The organism is Aeromonas taiwanensis, assembly GCF_000820165.1.
In the GTDB taxonomy this organism is placed as follows: Bacteria; Pseudomonadota; Gammaproteobacteria; order Enterobacterales; family Aeromonadaceae; genus Aeromonas; species Aeromonas taiwanensis.
Window position 1 is genome coordinate 60,934 of record NZ_CDDD01000072.1, and the last position, 24,277, is coordinate 85,210.

General features: G+C 61.7%; 25 protein-coding genes. 6 read left to right on the top strand and 19 right to left on the bottom strand.

What is annotated here, in order from left to right:
• Positions 1–19: 19 nt before the first annotated feature.
• Positions 20–1,972, bottom strand: a complete 1,953-nt coding sequence (ftsH, locus tag BN1136_RS13165; RefSeq protein ID WP_043808622.1) for an ATP-dependent zinc metalloprotease FtsH — start codon at positions 1,970–1,972, stop codon at positions 20–22.
• A 45-nt stretch (positions 1,973–2,017) separates the two neighbouring features.
• Entirely contained in the window at positions 2,018–2,647 is a 630-nt protein-coding gene (gene rlmE, locus BN1136_RS13170; RefSeq protein WP_043762243.1) for a 23S rRNA (uridine(2552)-2'-O)-methyltransferase RlmE, read from the bottom strand.
• Positions 2,648–2,744: 97 nt separating this feature from the next.
• Here rlmE and yhbY point away from each other — a divergent pair, with 97 nt between their 5' ends.
• Positions 2,745–3,041, top strand: coding sequence for a ribosome assembly RNA-binding protein YhbY (gene yhbY / locus BN1136_RS13175; protein ID WP_010675376.1), 297 nt, complete (start codon positions 2,745–2,747; stop codon positions 3,039–3,041).
• A 105-nt stretch (positions 3,042–3,146) separates the two neighbouring features.
• Entirely contained in the window at positions 3,147–3,740 is a 594-nt protein-coding gene (locus BN1136_RS13180) for a hypothetical protein (protein WP_043762245.1), read from the top strand.
• 47 nt (positions 3,741–3,787) lie between these two features.
• Here the strand turns inward: BN1136_RS13180 and greA are convergent, their stop codons facing one another.
• The 3 genes from greA to pomA form a co-directional block, all read right to left on the bottom strand.
• Positions 3,788–4,264 (bottom strand): transcription elongation factor GreA, encoded by a 477-nt coding sequence (gene greA, locus BN1136_RS13185; RefSeq protein WP_042078863.1) that lies wholly within the window; start codon positions 4,262–4,264, stop codon positions 3,788–3,790.
• A gap of 146 nt (positions 4,265–4,410) precedes the next feature.
• Positions 4,411–5,310: a flagellar motor protein MotB gene (locus BN1136_RS13190; protein ID WP_043762247.1), complete on the bottom strand. Its 900-nt coding sequence runs from the start codon at positions 5,308–5,310 to the stop codon at positions 4,411–4,413.
• Positions 5,311–5,320: 10 nt separating this feature from the next.
• Entirely contained in the window at positions 5,321–6,079 is a 759-nt protein-coding gene (gene pomA / locus BN1136_RS13195; RefSeq protein ID WP_043762248.1) for a flagellar motor protein PomA, read from the bottom strand.
• Between the two features lie 234 nt (positions 6,080–6,313).
• Between pomA and xseB the strand changes: the two genes are divergently transcribed.
• Genes xseB through dxs form a run of 3 tightly spaced genes read left to right on the top strand, consistent with a single transcriptional unit; the run spans position 6,314 to position 9,343 of the window.
• Positions 6,314–6,565 (top strand): exodeoxyribonuclease VII small subunit, encoded by a 252-nt coding sequence (xseB, locus tag BN1136_RS13200; RefSeq protein ID WP_043762294.1) that lies wholly within the window; start codon positions 6,314–6,316, stop codon positions 6,563–6,565.
• Positions 6,566–7,456 (top strand): (2E,6E)-farnesyl diphosphate synthase, encoded by an 891-nt coding sequence (gene ispA, locus BN1136_RS13205; RefSeq protein ID WP_043762249.1) that lies wholly within the window; start codon positions 6,566–6,568, stop codon positions 7,454–7,456.
• Positions 7,457–7,477: 21 nt separating this feature from the next.
• Entirely contained in the window at positions 7,478–9,343 is a 1,866-nt protein-coding gene (gene dxs, locus BN1136_RS13210; protein WP_043762251.1) for a 1-deoxy-D-xylulose-5-phosphate synthase, read from the top strand.
• A gap of 132 nt (positions 9,344–9,475) precedes the next feature.
• On the opposite strand, the gene BN1136_RS13215 is transcribed toward dxs, so the two are convergent.
• The 13 genes from BN1136_RS13215 to glyA form a co-directional block, all read right to left on the bottom strand.
• Positions 9,476–10,417 (bottom strand): ABC transporter permease, encoded by a 942-nt coding sequence (locus tag BN1136_RS13215; RefSeq protein WP_043762252.1) that lies wholly within the window; start codon positions 10,415–10,417, stop codon positions 9,476–9,478.
• A gap of 4 nt (positions 10,418–10,421) precedes the next feature.
• Complete coding sequence (locus BN1136_RS13220; RefSeq protein ID WP_043762253.1) at positions 10,422–11,396, bottom strand: ABC transporter permease; 975 nt, start codon at positions 11,394–11,396, stop codon at positions 10,422–10,424.
• Between the two features lie 97 nt (positions 11,397–11,493).
• Entirely contained in the window at positions 11,494–13,050 is a 1,557-nt protein-coding gene (locus tag BN1136_RS13225; RefSeq protein WP_043762254.1) for an ABC transporter substrate-binding protein, read from the bottom strand.
• 58 nt (positions 13,051–13,108) lie between these two features.
• Positions 13,109–14,833, bottom strand: a complete 1,725-nt coding sequence (locus BN1136_RS13230) for a dipeptide ABC transporter ATP-binding protein (protein ID WP_043762255.1) — start codon at positions 14,831–14,833, stop codon at positions 13,109–13,111.
• Between the two features lie 724 nt (positions 14,834–15,557).
• Positions 15,558–16,046 carry a phosphatidylglycerophosphatase A family protein gene (locus BN1136_RS13235; protein ID WP_043762256.1) on the bottom strand — a complete coding sequence of 163 codons (489 nt, stop codon included), beginning with the start codon at positions 16,044–16,046 and terminating at the stop codon, positions 15,558–15,560.
• Positions 16,043–17,002, bottom strand: a complete 960-nt coding sequence (gene thiL / locus BN1136_RS13240) for a thiamine-phosphate kinase (RefSeq protein ID WP_043762258.1) — start codon at positions 17,000–17,002, stop codon at positions 16,043–16,045. Before thiL ends, BN1136_RS13235 begins: the two co-directional genes overlap by 4 nt.
• Positions 17,003–17,059: 57 nt before the next feature.
• Positions 17,060–17,473 carry a transcription antitermination factor NusB gene (nusB, locus tag BN1136_RS13245; RefSeq protein ID WP_010675390.1) on the bottom strand — a complete coding sequence of 138 codons (414 nt, stop codon included), beginning with the start codon at positions 17,471–17,473 and terminating at the stop codon, positions 17,060–17,062.
• Between the two features lie 14 nt (positions 17,474–17,487).
• Positions 17,488–17,958 (bottom strand): 6,7-dimethyl-8-ribityllumazine synthase, encoded by a 471-nt coding sequence (gene ribH, locus BN1136_RS13250; RefSeq protein WP_010675391.1) that lies wholly within the window; start codon positions 17,956–17,958, stop codon positions 17,488–17,490.
• A 143-nt stretch (positions 17,959–18,101) separates the two neighbouring features.
• Entirely contained in the window at positions 18,102–19,211 is a 1,110-nt protein-coding gene (gene ribBA / locus BN1136_RS13255; protein WP_043762260.1) for a bifunctional 3,4-dihydroxy-2-butanone-4-phosphate synthase/GTP cyclohydrolase II, read from the bottom strand.
• 135 nt (positions 19,212–19,346) lie between these two features.
• The gene (locus BN1136_RS13260) at positions 19,347–20,000 is read right to left on the bottom strand and encodes a riboflavin synthase (protein ID WP_043762262.1); all 654 of its coding nucleotides are present in this window, start codon (positions 19,998–20,000) and stop codon (positions 19,347–19,349) included.
• 100 nt (positions 20,001–20,100) lie between these two features.
• Entirely contained in the window at positions 20,101–21,210 is a 1,110-nt protein-coding gene (gene ribD, locus BN1136_RS13265; RefSeq protein WP_043762264.1) for a bifunctional diaminohydroxyphosphoribosylaminopyrimidine deaminase/5-amino-6-(5-phosphoribosylamino)uracil reductase RibD, read from the bottom strand.
• 57 nt (positions 21,211–21,267) lie between these two features.
• Positions 21,268–21,717: a transcriptional regulator NrdR gene (gene nrdR / locus BN1136_RS13270; RefSeq protein WP_005298086.1), complete on the bottom strand. Its 450-nt coding sequence runs from the start codon at positions 21,715–21,717 to the stop codon at positions 21,268–21,270.
• Between the two features lie 154 nt (positions 21,718–21,871).
• Positions 21,872–23,125 (bottom strand): serine hydroxymethyltransferase, encoded by a 1,254-nt coding sequence (glyA, locus tag BN1136_RS13275; RefSeq protein ID WP_043762266.1) that lies wholly within the window; start codon positions 23,123–23,125, stop codon positions 21,872–21,874.
• 339 nt (positions 23,126–23,464) lie between these two features.
• Here glyA and BN1136_RS13280 point away from each other — a divergent pair, with 339 nt between their 5' ends.
• A complete protein-coding gene (locus BN1136_RS13280; protein WP_043762267.1) occupies positions 23,465–23,752 on the top strand; it encodes a hypothetical protein in 288 nt (95 codons plus the stop codon).
• 28 nt (positions 23,753–23,780) lie between these two features.
• On the opposite strand, the gene BN1136_RS13285 is transcribed toward BN1136_RS13280, so the two are convergent.
• A partial coding sequence (locus BN1136_RS13285) for an Hpt domain-containing protein (protein WP_197068453.1) occupies positions 23,781–24,277 on the bottom strand: 497 nt, incomplete at its 5' end.

The window sequence follows — 24,277 nt, forward strand, 5'->3', positions numbered from 1 at the left end:
GGGTTTCAATCATGACAATTTATTTGGCCGGGACATCGTTCGCCTTGTCGATGTCGTTGAGCGGCGCATTGCTCTCATCGGCCGGAGCCTTGGCTTCGGGTCCGCTGCTCGCGCTGGCACCACCCTGCGGGGTGTCGCCATGCTCATCGTGCCAGTTGCTGGGGGCACGTACTTCCCGGCGAGCCATCAGATCGTCGATCTGCTTGGCATCGATGGTTTCGTACTTCATCAACGCATCTTTCATGGTGTGCAGCACGTCCATGTTGTCCAGCAGGATCTGCTTGGCACGGTCGTAGTTGCGGTCGATGACCTGCTTGACCTCGGCATCGATGATGCGGGCAGTATCGTCGGACATGTGCTTGGCCTTGGCCATGCTGCGGCCGAGGAAAACTTCACCGTCTTCTTCCGCGTAGAGCATGGGGCCGAGACGCTCGGACATGCCCCACTGGGTGACCATCTTGCGGGCGATGTCGGTGGCACGCTCGATGTCGTTGGACGCACCGGTCGATACCTTCTCGGCACCGTAAATCAGCTCTTCCGCCAGGCGACCACCGTACAGGCTGGAGATCATGGACTCCAGGTGCTGCTTGGAGTGGCTCCAGCGATCCTGCTCCGGCAGATACATGGTCACACCCAGCGCACGACCGCGCGGAATGATGGAGACCTTATAAACAGGGTCATGATCCGGCACCACGCGACCGATGATGGCGTGACCCGCTTCATGATAAGCCGTCATCTCTTTCTCGGACTCTTTCATCACCATGGAGCGGCGTTCTGCACCCATCATGATCTTGTCCTTGGCCTTCTCGAACTCCAGCATGGAGACCACGCGGCGGCTTTCGCGCGCGGAGAACAGGGCGGCTTCGTTGACCAGGTTGGCCAGGTCGGCACCAGAGAAACCAGGGGTACCACGAGCAATCAGGGCCGGGTTGACGTCATCCGCCAGCGGCACCTTACGCATGTGTACCTTCAGGATCTGCTCGCGACCACGGACATCCGGCAGACCGACCACGACCTGACGGTCGAAGCGACCCGGACGCAGCAGTGCGGGGTCCAGCACGTCTGGGCGGTTGGTGGCGGCGATGACGATGATGCCCTCATTGCCTTCAAAACCATCCATCTCGACCAGCATCTGGTTCAGAGTCTGCTCGCGCTCATCGTGACCACCGCCCAGACCGGCGCCACGCTGGCGACCGACCGCATCGATCTCGTCGATGAAGATGATGCAGGGGGAGGACTTCTTGGCCTGCTCGAACATATCTCGCACCCGGGAGGCACCCACACCCACGAACATCTCGACGAAATCGGAACCGGAGATGGTGAAGAAGGGCACCTTGGCTTCGCCAGCGATGGCCTTGGCCAGCAGGGTCTTACCTGTACCGGGAGGACCTACCAGCAGTACGCCGGTCGGGATCTTGCCGCCCAGCTTCTGGAATTTGGTCGGGTCGCGCAGATAGTCAACCAGCTCCTTGACCTCTTCCTTCGCCTCGTCACAACCGGCAACGTCGGCGAAAGTGGTCTTGATCTGATCTTCGCTCATCAGGCGAGCCTTGCTCTTGCCGAACGACATGGCACCCTTGCCACCGCCGCCCTGCATCTGACGCATGAAGAACACCCAGACGCCGATCAGCAACAGCATCGGGAACCAGGAGATGAAGATGGAGGTGATCAGAGACGGCTCTTCCGGCTTCTCACCCATCACCTTGACGTTGTGGTTGAGCATGTCGTTGAGCAGCTGGGGATCCGGCGCAGGGATGATGGTGGTGAAACGTTCACCGGTACGCTTGACGCCATTGATGACCTTGCCGTCCATCCGCACTTCACGGATCTGCTCCTGGGTCACTTCTTTCACGAAGCTGGAATAGTCCAGCTGGCGACTGGTGGTATCGCTGGGGCTGAAGCTATTGAACACCGACATCAACACGACGGCGATGACCAGCCACAGGATTAGGTTTTTCGCCATGTCACTCAAATCAATGACCTCGCAGACTGACAGTTAACGATGAGGGTTAGGGTACTACAGTTTAAAACCGGTAGCCACAATGTAGACTTCTCGTGAACGGGCACGGGACGAGTCTGGCTTTCGAATCTTGACGACAGAGAAAAGTCTACGTATTTCATTGAGATAGGCATCAAACCCCTCCCCCTGGAATACCTTGACCACGAAACTGCCATTGCTGCTCAGGACCTGATTGCACATGTCCAGTGCCAGCTCGACCAGATACATGGCGCGGGCCTGATCCACCTGCTGGGTGCCACTCATGTTGGGCGCCATATCAGACATGACCACGTCCACCTTGCCCGGACCGACTCGCTCCAGCAAGGCGCCGAGTACAGTTTCCTCCCGAAAGTCTCCTTGCAGGAAATCGACACCGGCGATGGAATCCATCGGCAAAATGTCGCAAGCGATCACTCGCCCCTTTTCGCCAACCTGATCGATGGCAAATTGGGACCAGCCGCCAGGGGCAGCCCCCAGGTCAACCACCGTCATGCCGGGCTTGAGCAGTCTGTCCTTGCCCTGGATTTCGTCAATCTTGAACACGGCACGGGAGCGCAGCCCCAGCTTCTGGGCTTTCTTGACGTATTGGTCGTCGAAATGTTCTTTTAACCAGCGGGTTGAACTGGGGGAACGTTTTTTCTGGGTCATGATTGTCGACTTTAAAAAACCACAAGGGTTATTAGTATTAAGGGCTAAGTGGGGGTAGAATACGCCCCTTTCAACCCTGACTTATGAAGAAATTGCCATGATTCTCAACAATAAACAGAAACAGTACCTCAAGGGCCTTGCCCACAGTCTGAAGCCGGTCGTCCTCCTGGGACAACACGGTCTGACCGAAGGGGTGCTGGCCGAGATCGATCTGGCGCTGAACCACCACGAACTGATCAAGGTTAAGGTTGCGTCTGAAGATCGTGAGATGAAACAGCTGGTTATGGATGCCATTGTCCGTGAGACCGGCGCCATCAAGGTACAGAGCATGGGCCATGTCCTGACCATCTATCGTCAGGCCAAAGAACCCAAAATCCAGTTGCCGCGCAAGTAACAGGAAAGAGCATTCGCTCTTTCCTTCATTTCCCCTCTTCCCAAGTCGCTTGCCAACATAGCGGTCAGGCCCTTAACCTGCGATGAATAGTCGCGGACACCCACTATGGACAAGCATCAGCTCCTCACCGATGAAGAACTGGCCATGCTGCGGGACTTGGGCAACGCCGAGGACATGACTGCCAGCCAGTTTCTGCACGGCAATCTGTCCCTTCCTCTGCAAAGCCTGCTGCAACGCGCCACCCCGTTGACGCTCGAGGCCCGCATCGCCGGCCACCAGCTGCGTTTCCCGCTGCACTGTACCCTGGCTGCGGAGGGCCTCACCGAACTGCGCATCGCCGCGCCGACCATTACTGAACTGGGTTCGCCCCATCTACGCGCCTGGCGACTCGACGAGAAGGCCGTGCTCTGTACCGAAGACGCAGAGTACGAGGTATACAGCCTCTCCCTTGGCGGCCTCATCGTGGCCGGCTTGCCCGTGTCCATGATCAAGGGCGATACCCTGAACGGCACCCTCTGCATCGAGGGACTCCCCCACCTGACGATGGCGGGAACCCTGATCCGGCATGTGGAGGCCAACCAGAGCCTTCACGACTGGGCCGTCCAAATCCGGCTGAACAAGGAGGATCAGGAGCTACTGCGGGACTGGCTCTTCCAGCGCCATCAGGACGCCTTCATCCAGGCCTATCAGGGAGAGTAAATGCAACAGGGGAGCCCGGCTCCCCTGTCTCTTCCCCGCCCCTGCGATCAGAGGTAGGCGACTTCCAGGATCTCGTACTCCACGTCGCCGCCAGGGGTCTTGACGATGGCAACGTCATCCACTTCCTTGCCGATCAGCGCACGGGCAATGGGGGAGTTCACGGAGATCATGTTCTGTTTGATATCCGCCTCGTCGTCACCCACGATGCGATACACCACTTCTTCTTCCGTTTCGCTTTTGAGCAGGGTCACGGTCGCTCCGAAGATCACGCGACCATTATTGGCAATCTTGGTGACATCGATCACCTGGGCGTTGGAGAGCTTGCCTTCGATTTCCTGAATGCGGCCTTCACAAAACCCTTGCTGCTCACGGGCGGCATGGTATTCGGCATTTTCTTTCAGATCACCATGTTCACGGGCATCAGCAATCGCTTCGATAATCTGGGGACGCAGCTCGGTCTTGAGATAGTCGAGCTCTTGACGCAGCTTTTCGGCGCCACGAACAGTCATCGGAGTATGATTCATAGTCGAAACCTGGGTTGCTTTATAAAGAGAAGCTGCGGCAATCAAAAGAGAGCCGCAGCTGTCGGTTCGGATGGGGCATCTTAATATGAAGCCGCCACAAAATCCATGTCAGCCCCTGCGAGGGGGATCCCGCTTCCCGGCAAAGACTACTTGGGTTCGGATACCCCGATGGGGGCCGACACCGTCGGTTTGCCCTGCATGATGGCGATCTCGACTCGCCGGTTCATGCGCCGGTTTTCCGGGCTGTTGTTGGGCACCAGCGGCTGGCTATCCGCCATGCCCTGCACCACCAGTCGATTGCCGTCAAAACCGGGCACCTTGATCATCTGATGGGCCACCGCCACCGCGCGCTGGGACGAGAGCTCCCAGTTGGACTGGAACAGCTCGTCTTCGGTCGCGACATTGTCGGTGTGGCCGGAGACGGTGATCTCCCCGGGCACGTCCTTGAGCAGGGTCGCCACCTTGCGGATCACCGGCCAGAACTGGGGCTGGAGGAAGGCAGATCCCGCCGGGAAGGCCGCCTTCTCACGAATACGGATGATGATCTGCTGGCCCAGCGCCTCTATCTCGATGGCCCCATCCTGGATCTGGGCCTGCATCTGCTCCGCCAGCGCTTTCGCCAGGGTATTGGACTGCTCCTGCGCCTTCTGCTCCTGGGCCTGTTGGGTGCTGTCGCCACCACTCTGCTGGCCATCGGTCTTGTCATGCCCCCCCGCCTTGTCCGCATCCCCGGGCTGGAAATCCAGCTCGGTCTGGGTCATGTCAATGGTCTGCTGCATGATGGTGTCGATAGGGGTCGGCTCAGGGCGACCAGGCCGGAACTCCTGGGCGATGACCGAGGTTCCCTTTGGAATATCCTTGACCTCCAGGATGTTCTGCACCCCGAACGCCTTCTCCATGGAGCCGGCGATCTGCTTGAACTTCTGCACATCCATCTCGGCAAAGGAGAGCAAGAGCACGAAGAAGCACATCAACAGGGACATGAGATCCGCGAAGGTTCCCATGTAACCGGGCAATCCGGGAGGCGGGCACTTGCACTTTGCCATCTGTGCGCTCCTATTCGGTCCCGTTGTTGCGTTTGGACTGATTCAGGTAGTTTTGCAACATGGCCTGGATCACTCTCGGGTTCTGTCCATCCTGGATCCCCATGATGGCGTCGAGGATCAAGGTGCGACTCAGTTGTTCCTCGCCGCTGCGCAGTTCCAGCTTGTCCGCGATCGGGATGGCGATCATGTTGGCCTCGATGGCGCCATACAAGGTCGTCAGCAAGGCCACCGCCATGGCCGGACCGATGGATTTGGGGTCACTCATGTTGGCCAGCATGGCCACCAGGCCCACAAGGGTACCTATCATGCCCATGGCAGGACCGAGGTCACCGAGGGAACGGAACACCTTGATGGCGATGGCATGGCGCTCTGCGGTCAGCTCGATGTCCTTCTCCATCACGGCACGCACCACGTCAGCATCGTGGCCGTCCACCAGCATGTCGATCCCCTTCTTCATGAAAGTGTTGGGGATCTCCGCCGCCTCCAGGGCCAGGAAGCCCCCCTTGCGGGCCGCATCCGCCAGCTCCACCGCCTTCGCAATCAGGTCATCGAGCTTGTCCCCCTTGTACATGAAGGCCTTGCCCGCCACCTTGAAGGCCATCAGAAACTGGCCGAGGTTGAACTTCATCATGCAGATGAACACAGACCCCAGAATGGTGATATAGACCGACGGCATGTCCACGTACATGCTCATGGGGCCGCCCAGCAGCATGCCGTACACCACGACCCCGAACCCCAGCACTATGCCTATAAGACTCCCTAAATCCACACCCCTACTCCTGTCGCCGAACGTGCCGTCTAATTATATTGCGTTGAATTTTCTGCTATTGCGTCCCCGGCAGCAAGCCCGGTACGCCTCAATCGCCGATCGGCAATACATGGTTGCATGCCGGTTCTTATCGGCCAGGGTCAGGATAGTTTGAGGAGGCCGCGTTTTTCTGCCTCCCCCCTGTGGCCGGTCGATGTTAAGATGAGCCGTTTTTTTCAATCCCCGAGGATGGACATGGCCAGTAAAAAAATCGACCGTCTGAGTTTTGATGCCACCCTGGAAGAGCTGGAAAGCATAGTGCATCAACTGGAACAGGGTTCGCTCCCCCTCGAGGAGGCACTCAAACAATTCGAACAGGGCATCCATCTGGTGCGTGCCGGCCAGCAGAAGCTGGAGCAGGCCGAACAGAAGATCCAGATCCTGCTGACCCAGGCCGACGGCAGCGAGCAGGCGGTCCCCTTTCAGTCAGAGCAAGGAGAGGAGTGAGTGACCCTGGACGATTTCTCCCGCCAGCATCGACAGCGTATCGACGCCTGCCTCTCGGCACAGCTTGAAGCCTTGCCCGCTATGGCGCCGCGTCTGCGGGACGCGATGAAATATGGTCTGCTGCTCGGTGGCAAACGGGTTCGCCCCTTCCTGGTCTACGCCGTGGGCGAGATGCTGGGCGTCAAGAGCGAGCTGCTGGACGGTCCGGCCGCCGCGGTGGAGTGTATCCACGCCTACTCCCTGCTGCACGACGACCTGCCCGCCATGGACAACGACGACCTGCGTCGCGGTCAACCGACGGTGCACAAGGCCTTTGACGAAGGCACCGCCATCCTGGCCGGCGATGCCCTGCAGACCCTGGCGTTCTCCATCCTGGCCGATCATCCGCTGCCCGACGAATTGATGGCCAACCGGGTCAAGATGCTGAGCGCCCTGGCCCGCGCCTCCGGGTATCTGGGCATGTGCGGCGGACAAGCGCTGGATCTGGAGGCCGAGGGCCGCCAGATCAGCCTCGCCGAGCTGGAGCAGGTGCACCGCCACAAGACCGGTGCCCTCATCGAGTGCGCCGTCACCCTGGGCGCCCTGTGCAAGGCCGACGTTGAACCCGCCACCCTGGCCGCCCTGCAGACCTATGCCGCCGCCATCGGGCTGGCCTTCCAGGTGCAGGATGACATCCTCGACATCACCGGCGATACCGCCACCCTGGGCAAGCCGCAAGGCTCGGATCTGGCGCAGGAGAAGAGCACCTATCCGGCCCTGCTCGGACTCGACAATGCCCGTGAGCTGGCTCGCGAACTGCATGACAAGGCCTTAACAGCCCTGCAATCCTTGCCCTACAATACCGACATTCTGGAAGCGTTTGCCGATTACATCATCGAGCGAACCCACTAAACGCTGGATAACAGTAACAAAATGAGCGTTGATATTAGCGATTTCCCCAACCTGGCCCTCGCGGACACGCCGGTCGAGTTGCGATCCCTCCCCTTCGAGCGGCTGCCTGTGCTGTGCAACGAGCTGCGTGAGTACTTGCTGCGCTCGGTGAGCCGCTCCAGCGGCCACTTCGCCTCTGGCCTTGGTACCGTCGAGCTGACGGTCGCCCTGCACTACGTCTACAACACCCCCTTCGATCGCCTGGTCTGGGACGTGGGCCATCAGGCCTATCCCCACAAGATCCTGACCGGACGGCGGGATCGCATTCACACCATTCGCCAGAAAGATGGCCTGCACCCCTTCCCCTGGCGGGAAGAGAGCGAGTACGACGTGCTCAGCGTGGGCCACTCCAGCACCTCCATCGGGGCGGCGCTCGGCATGGCGGTGGCCGCCGAGAGCGAAGGCCTTGGCCGCAAGGTGGTCGCGGTCATCGGTGACGGCGCCATCACCGCCGGCATGGCGTTCGAGGCCCTCAACCACGCCGGCGACGTCCACAAGGACATGCTGGTGATCCTCAACGACAACGAGATGTCCATCTCCGAGAACGTGGGCGCCCTGAACAACCACCTCGCCAGGCTGATGTCCGGCAAGCTCTACACCACCATCCGCGAGGGCGGCAAGAAGGTGCTGGCGGGTCTGCCGCCGGTCAAGGAGCTGGCCAAGCGGGCCGAGGAGCACCTCAAGGGCATGGTGGTTCCTGGCACCCTGTTCGAGGAGTTCGGCTTCAACTACATCGGCCCCATCGACGGTCACGACATCCACGCCCTGGTCGAAACCCTGCGCAACATGCGCAACCTCAAGGGTCCCCAGCTGCTGCACGTCAAGACCAAGAAGGGCAAGGGCTACGAGCCGGCGGAAAAAGACCCCATCGGCTATCACGCTGTGCCCAAATTCAACCCGGACGACTGTGCCCTGCCCAAGAGCGCCGGTGGCAAGCCGACCTTCTCCGCCATCTTCGGCCAGTGGCTGTGCGACATGGCAGCCAGGGACGAGCGCGTGGTCGGCATCACCCCCGCCATGCGTGAAGGCTCAGGTCTGGTGAAGTTCAGCCAGCAGTATCCGGATCGCTACTTCGACGTGGCCATCGCCGAGCAGCATGCGGTCACCTTCGCCGCCGGCCTCGCCATCGCCGACAAGAAGCCGGTAGTCGCCATCTATTCGAGCTTCCTGCAGCGGGCCTATGACCAGCTGATCCACGACGTGGCACTGCAGAACCTGCCGGTGCTGTTCGCCATCGACCGGGCCGGCCTGGTGGGGGCCGACGGCCCCACCCACCAGGGTGCATTTGACATCAGCTTCCTGCGCACCGTGCCGAACATGGTGGTGATGACCCCGTCCGACGAGAACGAGTGCCGCCAGATGCTCTACACCGGCTACCTGTGCAACGGGCCTGCGGCGGTGCGCTATCCCCGTGGCAGCGGCACCGGCATCCAGGCCGAGAGCGAGATGCAGGCGCTGGCGCTCGGCAAGGGCCGGATCGTGCGCCAGGGCAAGGGTACCGCCATCCTGGCGTTTGGTACCCTGTTGCAACAGGCCAGAGCGGCCGCCGAGGCCCTCGATGCCACCCTGGTGGACATGCGCTTCGTCAAGCCGATGGATGAAGAACTGGTGCTCTCCCTGGCCGCCACCCACGATCACTTCGTCACCCTGGAAGACAACGCCATCATGGGCGGGGCCGGCTCCGCGGTGAACGAGCTGCTGATGCGCAACAAGCAGTGCAAGCCGATGCTGAACCTGGGCCTGCCCGACCGCTTCATCGAGCAGGGTACCCAGGAAGAGATCTACGCCCAGCTGGGGCTGGACGGCGCAGGCATCCTGGCCAGCATCGAAGGCTGGCTAAAAGCCTGACGCACGGCTGGCAACACGCCAGACCGAGAATTGCGAGCAATAAAGAAGGGCGCCATATTGGCGCCCTTCTTGTCATTCATCCTCTGATGATTGTTCCCCCATGGCCGCATCGGCCCGGTGAACAGGACACCATCAGCCCTTGTAGATCTTCGGGTTAAACACATCCCGCAGCCAGTCACCCAGCAGGTTGATCACCAGCACCAGCACCACCAGGCAGATGCCCGGGAAGGCGGTGATCCACCAGGAGCCGGAGAAGATGTAGTTGAAGCCCACGCTGATCAGCGACCCCAGTGACGGCTGGTCTACCGGCATCCCCAGGCCGAGGAAGGAGAGCGCCGCCTCGCTCATGATGGCATTCGCCACCTGCACCGTGGAGATGACCAGGATGGGTGACAGGCAGTTCGGCAGGATGTGGCGGAACATGATGCGCGGGGCACGAAAGCCCATCACCTTGGCCGCTTCCACATACTCCTTCTTCTTCTCGGCCAGCACGGAGGCGCGCACGGTCCGGGCATACTGCGGCCACTCGGCGATGCCGATGATCACCACTAGCATCACGATGGCAAATTTCGAGTAGAACTCGGAGCCAAAGGTCGCCTGGAAGATGGCGGAGATGATGATCGCCACCATCATGGTGGAGAACGACAGCTGCACGTCGGCGAAACGCATCAGCAGGTTGTCGATGCGGCCGCCGAAGTAGCCGGCCATCAAGCCGATGACGATGCCGAGTACCAGCTGCAGCCCCACCGCGAACAGGCCGATGGTGAGGGAGATGCGGGCGCCATAGAGGATGGTGCTCCAGATGTCGCGGCCCTGGTTGTCGGTGCCGAGCCAGAAGCGCTCCTCGCCCCCTTCCAGCCAGGAGGGGGGCAGCTCCGCATCCATCAGATCGAAGCTGGTCTGGTCATAGACGTTGTGCGGCGCGAGCCAGGGTGCCAGCATCGCCGCCAGCACGAAGACCACGAAGACCGCAAAGCTGAACATGGCTACCTTGTCCCGCAGGAAGTAGTAGACAATGTCGGAGTTCTTGAAGCGTGCCCAGCGGCTCGGGCTCGCAGTTACTGCATTACTCATGTGCTTACCCCTTGGCGGTCAGGTTGACGGTCGGGTTGATCAACCCGTAGAGCAGGTCGACCAGGGTATTGGTCACCACGAAGATCAGGCCCACGAAGATGACGTAGGCGGTGATGAGGGGGGTATCGACCCGGTGGATCGCCTCGAGGAACAGGAAACCGGTCCCCGGCCACTGGAACACGCTCTCGGTCAGTATGGTGTAGGCCACCATAGTGCCGATCTGAACGCCGCCGACGGTGATGACCGGCAGCATGGTGTTCTTCAGGGCGTGCTGGTAGTAGACCTTGTTGTTGTCCAGCCCCTTGGCACGGGCAAACTTGACGTACTCGGAGGAGAGCTGCTCCAGCATCTCGGAGCGCACCAGCCGGATGAACAGCGGCAGCATGATGGAGGAGAGCGACACTGCCGGCAGGATCAGGTGCAGGATGCCATCCCAGGTGAAGAAGCCTGACTCCCAGCCCAGCACGTTGGCGGTCTCGCCACGGCCATAGGCCGGCAGCCAGCCCAGCTGGATGGAGAAGAGGTACATCAGCATGATGGCGGTCAGGAAGACCGGGATCGAGATGCCGATGCTGCTCACCGCCATGATGACCTTGGTGAGGATGCTGCGAGGCCTGATCGCCGAATAAACCCCCAGCGGAATGGAGACCACGACGATGATGAGCGCAGCAGCAAACACCAGCTCAAGAGTAGCCACCAGCTTGTCGAGGATCACCTCGAGGGCCGGTCGCTTGAAGAAATAGGAGGTGCCCAGATCCCCTTGCACTGCGTTTTGCAGGAAGCGGCTGTATTTCACCAAAAAGGGGTCGTTGAGGCCCATCTTGTCGCGCAGCTCCTGGCGCACGGACTCGGAGACGGATTGTCCCACCAGCTCGCGCAGCGGATCCCCCAGATTGTCCTGGATGGAGAAGGCGACCAGGCTGATGACGAACATCACTATCACGGCCTGATAGAACCGTTTCAGCAGGAATGTAAACATGCTTGTCCTTCTACGTGGCCTGTGTCTTGGCACAGGCTTCTGTTAGTGGGTGGCGCGACCTTGGCCGCGCCACCCAGTCCTTCCTTGCGACTTGCGCTTACTTGTTGACCACCAGGTCACCCAGGTAAGGGAAGTTCATCACGTTGACCACCGGCTTGATGTCGACGTTCTTCTTGGCACCATAGGCCAGGTCTTCCCAGTGCAGCGGCACATAGGCGGCGTCGTCGATCAGCATGGCTTCCACCTTCTGCAGGATGGCGGCGCGCTTGGCCGGATCGGTCTCGGTGTTCGCTTCCATCACCATCTTGTCAGCTTCCGCGTTGGCATAGCCGCCGCAGTTGTACTGACCCATGCCGGTCTTGGCATCCTTGGTGAAGGTCAGGAACTCGAAGAAGTTCGCACTGTCTTCGGTGTCGGAGTGCCAGCCGATCAGCTGCATGTCAGCGGCGCACTTGTCAAACTCCGGCCAGTACTGGGCCACCGGCATGGTCTTCAGATCCACCTTGATGTTGATCTTGGACAGCATGGCGGAGACGGCCTGGGCGATCTTCACGTCGTTGACGTAGCGGGCAGCCGGGGAGATGAAGCTCATCTTGAAGCCCTTCTCGTAACCGGCTTCCTTCATCAGCTCCTTGGCCTTGGCCAGATCATACTGGGGCTTGAGCGCCTCGTTGTAGCCTGCGTAGCCCTTCGGGCTCAGCTGACCGGCCGGGGTACCGAAGCCCTTGTTGATCTTGTCGACGATACCCACCTGGTTGATGGCGTAGTTGATCGCCTGACGCACGCGCTTGTCTTTCAGCGCCGGGTTGGTGTTCTGGTTCAGCTCGATGATGATGGCGCGGGTACCGGACAGGGTGACCAGCTGGGAATCCTTGCCGTTCTTCACGCGCTCCAGATCGTTCGGGGCAACCGGGTAGATCATGTCCACGTCGCCACCCAGCAGGGCAGCCACACGGGTGGCGTCTTCCTTGATCGGCACCACGGTCAGGTTCTCGACGTTGCCCTTGGAGGCCTTGTCCCAGTAGTTGGCGTTGCGCACGTATTCCAGCTTCACGCCCTGCTCGCGGAACTTGACGCTGAACGGACCGGTACCGGAGACATTGGTGGAGGCGAAGGAGTCACCGTTCTTGACGATCTCGGCCTTGTCCTTGCCCGCTTCGGTCTTGCCGGTATAGAACTTGGAGTCCATCGGGAAGATGTAGGTCACGGTCTGCAGCACCAGCGGGAACGGCTTGGCGGTGACGAGATCCACGGTGAAATCATCCACCTTCTTGGCTTCTGCGATGGGGTCGAAGATCGCCTTGAAGTCCGGGGAAGCCTTCAGACGGTTGACGGTCCAGACCACGTCGTCGGCGGTGAAGTCGTTGCCGGAGTGGAACTTGACGCCCTTGCGCAGGTGGAAGCGGACGGTCTTGTCGTCGATGCGCTCATACTTCTCGGCCAGGCGCGGCTCGAACTGCAGGTCCTGGGTGTAGCGCATCAGGGGGTCGAATACCAGGTGAGACATCTCCAGAGTCTGACCGGACAGCTGCTCCTGCGGGTCCAGCGAGGTGGCGTCGGAGGCGACGGCGACCTTGATGTCGGCAGCGGAAACGTTGAACGCGAGACCAGCGGCGAACAGCGCCATGGCGATCTTGGATAATCCTTTCTTCATGTCTTTCTCCATGCTTTTGGCTTTTTATTGACAGACAAACCGGCGAACCGGTGCTTTCCTAGCTTGCGATTTCCAGCCCCTCGCGGGACATTCCCTTAAATTCCGGCATGAGGGAGATCAGCTTGCGGCTGTACTCATGCTCGGCATTGGTAAACAGTTTCTCGGTCTCGGCCACCTCCACCAGGTTGCCGTGCTGCATCACCCCGATGCGATCGCACATCTGACGGATGACCGGCAGATCGTGGCTGATGAACAGCATGGTGAGGCCAAGCTCCTGTTGCAGATCCTTGAGCAGGTTCAGGATCTGGGCCTGTACCGACACATCCAGCGCCGAGGTAGGCTCGTCGCAGATGAGGAAGCGCGGCCGGGTCGCCAGGGCGCGGGCGATGGAAATGCGCTGGCGCTGACCACCGGAGAACTCGTGGGGATACTTGACCCCTGCTCCGCTGCCCAGACCGACGTGGTCGAGGAGGTCCGCCACGATCTGCTCAATCTGCCGCTCGCTCTCGGCGAGGCGGTGGAAGCGGATCGGCTCGGCGATGATGTCACGTACCTTCATGCGCGGGTTCATGGACGAATAGGGGTTCTGGAACACCATCTGCATCTGGCGGCGCAGCGGGCGACGCTCGTGCTCTCCCTTCAGGGCAGTGAGATCGATCCCCTCGAACACGATCTTGCCGGCATCGGGCGGATAGAGGCCGGTGATGGCCCGGGCGATGGTGGACTTGCCGGAGCCGGACTCCCCCACCAGACCGAAGGTTTCCCCTTCGAAGATCTCGAAGCTGATGTTGTTGCAGGCGCGCACGTACTGGCGGCGGCTCGGGAAGAAGGAATCCTTGGTGACGAACTTCAGATCCACGTTCTCCACTCGCAGCAGGGCCCCTTCATAGCTGCGCTCGTCCTGGCTCTGACCGAGCCAGTGGGTCTTCAGATCGATGCTGGTATCCGCCGCGCCGGCATCCTCGATATAGGAGACCAGGGGGAAGCGCACCAGCTTGACATCGGAGCGGGGCACCGCCGAGATGAGGCTGCGGGTATAGGGATGGTTGGGGCGGCCCAGCACCTGTTCCGTGGTGCCGAACTCCACCAGATCGCCGCGATACATGACCGCCACCTTGTCGGTGACGTTGGAGACCACGCCCATGTCGTGGGTCACCAGCATGCAGCCTACCTGACGCTCCTTGCACAGGGTGCGGATGAGCTGGAGGATCTGATCCTGGATGGAAACGTCCAGCGCCGTGGTCGGCTCGTCGGCGATGATGAGCTCGGGATCGCCGGAGAGGGCGATGGCGATGACCACCCGCTGGCGCATGCCGCCGGAGAACTGGTGCGGATACTGCTTGATGCGCAGTTCCGGGTTCGGGATCCCCACCGCCCCCATCAGCTCGAGGGCCTTGGCAAAGGCCGCCTCGCGGTCAAGATCGGTGTTGGCGAGTATGGTCTCCACCAGCTGCCGCTCCACGGTGAACAGCGGGTTGAGGGAGGTCATGGGATCCTGGAAGATGAAACCGATGCGTGAGCCGCGAATGGCCCGCATCTCGTTCTGACTCTTGCCGGAGATGAGTTCACCGTTGAGGTAGATGTCGCCGCGGGCGATGCGACCGGGCGGGCTCAACAGATCGATGACGGCGTTGCCGATGGTGGATTTGCCGGCGCCGGATTCACCGACAACGCCGACGATCTCGCCCTTTTCCACGGAAAAAGAGAGATCCTTGACCGCGGCCAGCACCCCGTAGCGGGAGGGGTACTCGATCCGCAAGTTTTTGACTTCAAGCAAGGACATGGTTACCTCTGCGGGGGACATCCGTCCCAAATAATTCGTCCGTAAATCAGCCGCAGATGCTGGTTGTGCCTTGGGTACTGCTCGAGAGCCTTTGTTGTGTCATAAACGCTCAATCCATGAGGCAGCCAAACCAGCGATCCGGGCGGGTTTTTTGCATTTTTTTGGAATAACCCGCGAGTAAGTTAGTCGGTTTGCCCGCAGGTGTAAATGATCCAGTTATACAATTTCGCAATACTTTGCCGAGTTCATGCCGGCTTTGCGGGCTAAATATGTCGTCAAAAGTCACATTACCAGAGATTAAGATGGCAATGCGAGACTTCTTTCCATTTATGTTTCAACAAAATGATAACAAGCCGTAATTTCCACTATAGGGAATAAACTAGCAAGCTTCGAATGAGTAGTGAATATTTATGTGAAATGTTTTTTTGACGAGAGCATATCTGGTGGAAGGAAAACTAAGCAGAGATAAATAGTGATAATCCAGGATCTTCAACCAGCGCCCGACACAGGGTCACGGTGCCAGCCGGGGGAGATTGCATACAAAACAGTTCGGGGTCTGACGGGGCATTCAGGAGCCACTCTCCCGCCCAAGGGCCGGCAGGCCGTCAGCCCGGACAGAGACGCAAAAGAGGGGACATCGGAGGGTGCCTGCCGCCCCCTTCGGGGCGACAGGCGCGGTGACAGCAGAACAGGGCAGAGAGCTGGCGCCCCCTCACCCGCGGCCTTACCAGCGTGCCAGCAGCTGCATGCACAGCAGGGCAAACAGGCCGGCGATGAGATCGTCCAGCATGATGCCAAGGCCGCCGTGGATGCGGCGATCGAACCAGGATATGGGCCAGGGTTTGAGCACATCGAACAGCCGGAACAGCGCGAAGCCGGCCAGGACCCACTCCCAGCCGGCGGGCGCCGCTATCATGGTGACGCCGAAGCCGATCACCTCGTCCCAGACGATGGCCCCGTGATCCGGCATGCCGAGGGCATCGGTGGCGCTCTGGCAGATGCGTATCCCCGCCACGAAGCCCACCACCAACAAGGCGATGAACCAGGGCGTAGGAAGACCGCTCACCAGCAGGTAGAGCGGGATGGCCGCCAGGGTCCCCATGGTGCCAGGCGCCTTGGGGGAGAGGCCGGAGCCGAAGCCCACCGCCAGGAAATGGAGCGGGTTGCGGAGGTTCAGCCGTTTGAGCTCGGGCTTTATCTTGAGAAACGTCATGCGAAGTGGTCCCAACCCTTGAGGTGGAGTTCGACCGGCTGCTCATCCTGCAGGTAGTCGATGCCGGGCTCCCCTGCCAGGATGCGGCCGATGCGGGTGAACCTGACGCCACAGTTGGCGAGCGCCGTGTCCAGGGCGCCGTGATGCTCCTGCGGGACGGTGAAGCAGAGCTCGTAGTCGTCGCCACCGGCCAGGGCCAGCTGCCAGGCATCCATGGCGGGCACCGCATCCTGCAGCACCGGCGAGAGGGGCAGCAGATTGAGATCGATCTGTGCCCGCACGCCGGAGGCCTTGAGGATGTGACCCAGATCCGAGGCCAGACCGTCGGAGAGATCCAGGGCGCTGCTGGCCAGCCCGCGCAGGGCCTGGCCGGCCAGGATGCGGGGATGGGGATGGTCAAGCCTCGGCAGCACGGCCGCCAGCTGGTTCTCGTTGAGGGTGCGCTTGCCCAGAAGGTGGGAGAGCGCCAAGGCGGCATCCCCCAGGGTACCGGTCACATAGACGCCGTCCCCGGCCTTGGCGCCGCTGCGCATCAGGGCGCGACCGGCCGGCACGGATCCCTTCACCGAGACGGTGATGGAGAGGGGCCCCCGGGTCATGTCACCGCCCACCAGGGCCACATTGTAATACTCCGCCAGCTCGAGGAATCCCTCGGCGAAGCCGGCGACCCAGGCCTCGTTGACAGCGGGCAGGGTCAGGGCCAGGGAGACCCAGCGCGGCTCGGCCCCCATGGCGGCGAGATCGGACAGGTTGACCGCCAGCGCCTTGTAGCCGAGATCCACCGGATCCATGTCGGGGAAGAAGTGCACGCCGCTCACCAGGGTGTCCGTGCTCACCGCCAACTGGGTGTCGGGGGGCAGGGTCAGCAGGGCACAGTCATCTCCAGGGCCCATCACCACGTCCTTGCGGGCGTGGGGGACCTTGAAGTACTTCTCAATCAGCTCGAATTCACCCATACAGTAAAAAGCCAGCAATAAGCTGGCTCCTCTCTTAAATGCTGACGGACAGCGGGATCAACGCTTGGGCAGCGTCTTGATCACCTTGTCCAGTACGCCGTTGACAAACTTGTGGCTGTCATCGGCGGCGAAGGCTTTGGCCAGCTCGATCGCTTCGTTGATCACCACGCGGGGCGGCACATCTTCACGACGGGTCAGCTCGTAGGTCGCCAGACGCAGGATCGCCTTGTCCACCATGTCCACTTCTTCCAGCGGACGGGAGAGGAAAGGTGCGAACACCTTGTCCAGCTCGTTGCAGTGGACCGCAACCCCGAACAGCAGATCGCGGAAATAGTTCAGGTCCACACCCTTGGTGTCCTGATCGATCTTGAACTGCTCTTCGATGTCGCCCACATTGGCCTGGGTCATCTGCCACTGGTAGATGGCCTGGGTGGCGCAATGGCGGGCCTTACGGCGCTCGGACGGTTTCAATGCATTTCTCCTCGTTACACGTCCAGTTGTTTCAGGACGTTGATCATTTCGAGCGCGCTCAGTGCAGCCTCTGCACCCTTGTTACCCGCCTTGGTACCGGCGCGCTCGATGGCTTGTTCGATGTTTTCTGTGGTCAGCACGCCGAAGGCAACGGGAATGTCGTATTCCATCATTACCTGGGCCAGACCCTTGCCGTTCTCGCTCGCCACCAGTTCGAAGTGGTAGGTACCGCCACGGATGACGGTGCCGAGCGCGACGATGGCGTCGTATTGACCGCTCTTGGCCAGCTTCTTGGCCGCCAGGGGGATTTCAACGGCACCCGGTACGCGTACCAGGGTCAGATTGCTCTCCTGGACCTGACCTTGACGCTTCAGCACGTCCAGTGCACCGTTCACCAGGCTGTCATTGATGAAGCTGTTGAAACGGGCAACGACAATAGCAACACGCGCCTCGGGAGCGGCGATATTTCCTTCGATAATCTTCATTGGAAATCCTGTCTCTGTGCAATCAGTAGGGCCGTCAATGGGGCCGCGGCCAAAAGTGCGCACATTCTAGCACAACAGACCCGCGACAAAAAACCATAGCCGCAACGGGCGGCCATGATCGGGATGTCAGCCTGACGGGGCGCTTATTCGCCGACGTATTCCACGACCTCAAGGCCGAAGCCACCGAGGGCGTGATACTTCTTGGGGGAGCTCAGCAGACGCATCTTGCCCACACCCAGCGCCTTGAGGATCTGGGAGCCCACGCCAACCCGACGCGAGGTGCCCTGCCACTTGGCCCCTTCCGGTGCCAGCCCCTTGTCCGCAGCCTCGAAGCCCTTGACCCGGGCCAGCAGCTCGGCGCCATGGGCTTCCGCCCCCAGGATCACCAGCACACCGCCCTCGTCGGCGATGCGGGCCATGGACTTGGGCAGCGGCCAGCTGCGGGCGCTGTGACGGTCGGTCAGCAGCAGATCGCTCAGCACGTCGTGCAGGTGCACCCGCACCAGGGTCGGCTGATCGGCCTTCACCTCCCCCTTCTTCAGGGCGAAATGGATCTGGTTGTCGATGGTGTCGCGGAAGGTGACGAGGTCAAACTCGCCGTATTCGGTAGGCAGCTTGCATTCGGCCACCTTCTCCACCGTGGTCTCGTGCTGGTTGCGGTACTCGATGAGATCCGCAATGGTGCCGAGCTTGATGCCGTGCTGCTCGGCGAAAAGCTCGAGATCCGGGCGGCGCGCCATGGTGCCGTCTTCGTTGAGGATTTCAACGATGACGGACGCAGGCTCATACCCGGCCAGACGGGCCAGATCGCAGCCGGCTTCGGTGTGGCCGGCGCGAGTCAGCACTCCGCCATCCTGGGCCATCAGCGGGAAGATGTGACCAGGCTGCACCAGATCGGCAGCCTTGGCATTGGGGGCAACGGCGGCCTGCACCGTGACGGCGCGATCGGCGGCAGAGATGCCGGTGGTCACCCCCTCGGCCGCCTCGATGGAGACGGTGAAGGCGGTAGAGAACTGGGCATTGTTGCGGTCGACCATCAGCGGCAGCGCCAGCTGCTTGCAGCGATCCCGGGTCAGGGTCAGGCAGATGAGCCCCCGGCCGTAGCGGGCCATGAAGTTGATATCTTCCGGGCGGACACAGGAGGCGGCCATGATCAGGTCCCCTTCGTTCTCCCTGTCTTCGTCGTCCATCAGGATCACCATCTTGCCAGCCTTGATATCGGCAATGATTTCCTGGGTTGTACTCAGCGCCATGGGCTACTCCATCAATGTGCGTGGGGAGCGAGCCTGAGGCTCGACTCGACCTAGGTTTATGTGGCTCTAGATGGGGGCACTGGGCCCGCTTTCAATCCGAGCGGGATCACAGAACCGCGTTTTTCTGCCGCGTCCTCACAGGAAACCGGACTGGGCCAGCTTCTCCAGGGTCAGGGTGGAGGTCGTGCTCTCCTGGCCCTTGCCCATCATCAGCCGCTCCAGATAGCGGGCTATCTGATCCACCTCGAGGTTGACGCGATACCCCGGCTTCCAACGGGCAATGGTGGTCTCCTGGGCGGTGTGGGGCACTATGGTCAGGCGAAACAGTTCCCCCTGCACGGCGTTGACCGTGAGGCTGATGCCATCCACCGCGATGGACCCCTTCTCGGCAATGTAGCGGGAGAGTTCCGCCGGCGCCTCTATCCAGTATTCGATGGCGCGCCCGCTGGATGACTTGCTCTTCACCTCGCCGATGCCATCCACATGGCCGGAGACCAGGTGGCCGCCGAGGCGGGAGGTGGGCATCAGCGCCTTCTCCAGGTTGACCGGATCCCCCACCCTGGCGGCGGAAAATCCGGTGCGGGAGAGGGTTTCCAGGGAGACGTCGGCGGTGTAGCGCTGGTCACCCAGGGCGACCACGGTGAGACAGACGCCGTTGGTGGCGATGGAATCCCCCAGTTTGACGTCGCTAAAGTCCAGGGTGGGCGCGTGCACGGTGAGGGCCATGTCCTCCCCCTGGCGGCACAGCTCGGCCAGGGTTCCCACCGCTTCGATAATTCCGGTAAACATGCAGATCACCTTGCTGATGAGGGGGACTCGCCCCCTTGAACGTTGAAAGATCGGGCCAGCTGGCGACGACGAGGCTCCCCGCCGGCCGGGCCCGGGCGCCTCACGCCACCTTGGCGCTGATGCGAATATCCTGCCCCACCAGCCGCACATCCTTGATGTTGAGCTTGGGTGCCTGGAACAGCCGGGTCAGCCCGGGCAGATGGAACAGGCCCCGTCCCTCGTCCCCCATCAGCTTGGGGGCCTGATAGAGCACCAGGTCGTCCACCAGCCCCTTCTCCAGCAGGGCACCGCACAGGCGGGGCCCCGCCTCCACCAGCACCGAGTTGATGTTCTGTTTGGCCAGCAGCATGAAGAGGCTGACCAGATCCAGCTTGCCGTCCAGGAGCGGCACTTCCAGCTGTTGCACCCAGGCAGGCCAGTCGCCAGCGGCCTTGTGGCGGGCCAGCAGTACCGGGCTCTCGCTCTGGAACAGGGGCAGGTCGGGGGTGAGCCGGTTTTGGGAATCGACGATGACCCGCAGCGGCTGGCGCAGGGCCTCCCTGGGATAGGCGGCCTTGACCGAGGGGGGAAGCTCATCCCAGCGCACGGTCAGGGAGGCGTTGTCCGCCAGCACGGTTTCGGCGCTGGAGAGCACCGCATCGTGGTGGGCCCGCAGCCGCTGCACGTCGCGGCGCGCCTCCGGGGAGGTGATCCACTGGCTCTCGCCGCTCGCCATGGCGGTGCGGCCATCGAGGCTGGCGCCGAGCTTGACCGTCACCTGCGGGAAGGCGGTGCGCATCCGCTTGAAGAAGCCCGGGTTGAGGGCCTCGGCCTCGGCGGCCAGCAGGCCGAAGTCGGTCTTGATCCCCGCCTCGGAGAGCATGCGCAACCCGCGCCCCCCCACCTGGGGATTGGGATCCACCATGGCGGCGACCACCCGGGTCACCCCGGCCTTGATCAGCGCCTCGGCGCAGGGGGGCGTGCGCCCGTGATGGGAGCAGGGCTCCAGGGTCACGTAGGCGGTGGCGCCGCGGGCCTCTTCGCCGGCCGCGTGCAGGGCATAGACCTCGGCATGGGGTTCGCCGGCACGCTGGTGCCAGCCCTCCCCCACCACCACGCCGGCCTTCACCAGCACGGCACCGACGCAAGGGTTGGGGGCCGTGGTGTAGCGGCCACGGCGGGCCAGTTCGAGGGCCCGGCTCATCCATTGGTAATCGTCTTGACTAAACATCTGGGCTCCCGTTACAGGCGAGAAAAGAGGGTCATTCACACAGAGCCTGACGCAGGCTTACTTCTCCAGCTTGGCGATCTCTTCGCCGAACTCACGTATGTCTTCAAAGCTGCGGTAGACGGAGGCAAAGCGGATATAGGCCACCTTGTCGAGTCCCTTGAGCTCGTCCATCACCAGGTTGCCCACCAGCTCGGAGGCCACTTCGCGCTCGCCGGTGGCCCGCAGGCGGGACTTGATGTGGTTGACCGCCTTCTCGATGGCCTCCATGCTCACCGGCCGCTTCTCCAGCGCCCGCAGAATGCCGGCGCGCAGCTTGTCTTCGTTGAAGGGTTCGCGGGAGCCATTGGACTTGATGACCCGTGGCATCACCAGTTCGGCCATCTCGAAGGTCGTGAAGCGCTCGTGACAGAGCAGGCACTCACGACGGCGGCGCACCTGATGGCCTTCGGCCACCAGACGGGAATCGATCACCTTGGTATCAACGGCACTACAGAAAGGGCAATGCATCGGACCTCCGGCGTTGACGGAAAAGGGCGCCGGCCCCACAGGGCCAGGATAATTGGCCCGCCAGTGTAGCACGGCCATGGAAAACCGGTAAAAGCCCAGAAAAAACAATGCCACCCGAAGGTGGCATTGGTCTCAAACCGGGCGTAAGCCGTTATCAGGCATAGACCGGGAAGCGACGGCAGATGTCCAGCACCTTCTCGCGCACGGTGGCCAGCACTTCGTCGTTGTCGTGGTTGTCCAGCACGTCGCAGATCCAGTTGGTCAGCTGGATGGACTCGGCTTCCTTGAAGCCGCGGCGGGTGATGGCCGGGGTGCCGATACGCACGCCGGAGGTCACGAACGGAGAACGCGGGTCGTTCGGCACGGAGTTCTTGTTGACGGTGATGTTGGCCTTGCCCAGCGCAGCGTCGGCATCCTTACCGGTCAGCTCGCGGCCGATAAGGTCAACCAGCATCAGGTGGTTGTCGGTACCGCCGGAGACGATCTTGTAACCGCGCTCGATAAAGGTGGCAGCCATGGCCTTGGCGTTCTTCACGACCTGGGCCTGATAGGTCTTGAACTCGGGCTCCAGCGCTTCCTTGAAGGCCACAGCCTTGCCGGCGATGACGTGCATCAGCGGGCCGCCCTGACCGCCCGGGAAGACGGAGGAGTTCAGCTTCTTGTACAGATCTTCGTCGTCAGCGGCGGAGAGGATCAGACCACCGCGCGGACCGGCCAGGGTCTTGTGGGTGGTGGAGGTGACCACGTGAGCGTGGGGCACCGGGTTCGGGTAGACGCCGGCGGCGATCAGACCCGCCACGTGGGCCATGTCCACGAACAGGTAAGCACCGATCTTGTCAGCGATTTCGCGCATACGGGCCCAGTCGACGATGCCGGAGTAGGCGGAGAAGCCACCGATCATCATCTTCGGCTTGTGCTCAACGGCCAGGCGCTCCATCTCGTCGTAGTCGATCTTGCCGGACTCGTCGATGCCGTAGGGGATGATGTTGTACAGCTTGCCGGAGAAGTTGACGGGGGAGCCGTGGGTCAGGTGACCGCCGTGGGCCAGGTTCATGCCCAGCACGGTGTCGCCCGGCTGCAGCAGAGCCATGTAGACGGCGCTGTTGGCCTGGGAGCCGGAGTGCGGCTGCACGTTGGCGTAGGTGGCACCGAACAGCTCTTTGGCGCGCTCGATGGCCAGGGTTTCAACCACATCCACATACTCGCAACCACCGTAGTAGCGCTTGGCCGGGTAACCTTCGGCATACTTGTTGGTCAGCTGGGAGCCCTGGGCCTCCATGACGCGGGGGCTGGTGTAGTTCTCAGACGCAATCAGCTCGATGTGCTCTTCCTGACGACGGGTCTCGTCTGTGATGGCCTGCCACAGCTCTGGATCATAGCCGGCGATGGTCATGTCACGTTTCAACATCCGTTTATCTCCTGAAAATCGTTTGCGCGATAGGTGAAGTGGGCCCGCGCATTGTAACGTGAGCTGGATCAAAGAGACAGTCCGACCACCCAAAAAAATGTTTATAAAATGTAAAATACGTCGCAAATCTCGAAATCCGCATGGCCTCCAGGTTCGAGCCATCCGGCACTCACCCAGCGGTTCCCGATTCGCCCCTCTCCCCCGCGCAGGCCGCAAAACCGGGGCCAGATCAAGGTTGCAGCGGTTATTAACAGATAACATTTTATTGAGCGTCGCATCCGCCCGGCCCGATGCGGCACACGCCATGCGTTTTCATCCCGGACCACAAGGGGAAACACCATGATGGATCACCTGATGCTGTTCTTGATTGTCGCGGTCTTCGCTCTCTTCTACTGGGTCTATTACACCGGCAGCCGCAAGGGGGCCTGCGTCACCCGCTGGGAGTCGCTGCCCACCCGGGAGCAATACCTGGCGGCCCACCCCGGCGCCACCGATGGCGACATCGTCTTTTGCATTCATTGCGGTCACCACCAGCAGCTGGAAGTCGGTCTGGTGCACCAGCTGGATTACCGGCGCCAGCACATCTGCCCCCGCTGCAAGCAGGAGCTCTATCGCGAGACGGAATAGCCCGCGAGAGCGGGCGCCACGGGATTGCTTATGCCGGCGGCAGGTGCCGCGCCTGCCACGCCTCTAGACCGGCCATCGCCTCGTCAAAGTACATGGGCAGCCGTGCCGGGTCACCGCCCCCCTCCTCCACGGCGGCGCACTGCGCCGCGAAGGTGTCCAGCCCGAGCGCCAGGGCGCTCCCCTTGAGCTTGTGGGCCAACGCCCGCCGCGCCTCCCCCTCGCTGCTTGCCAGCCCGGCCACCAGGGCCGCCCCCTGGGAGGCAAACAGTCCGATCAGCTGGCGGATGCGCGGGCCGCCCAGCAGGGCCAGATCCGCCTCCAGTATCGGGTTCGCCGTCTCCGGAGCCCCCCCGGAGTCGCCCGGCACGTCCGGCATCTCCCCCCCTTCTTCCCCCAGATACAGCCGGTCGATGGCCGCAGCCCGCGCCGCCAGCCGTCCCGGCCTGCCCACGAGGACCGCCGCCCCCGCCGCCGGACCGGGACCCACCTCCCACGGGGCCATCGCGGGCCGCGCGCGCGGTGCGG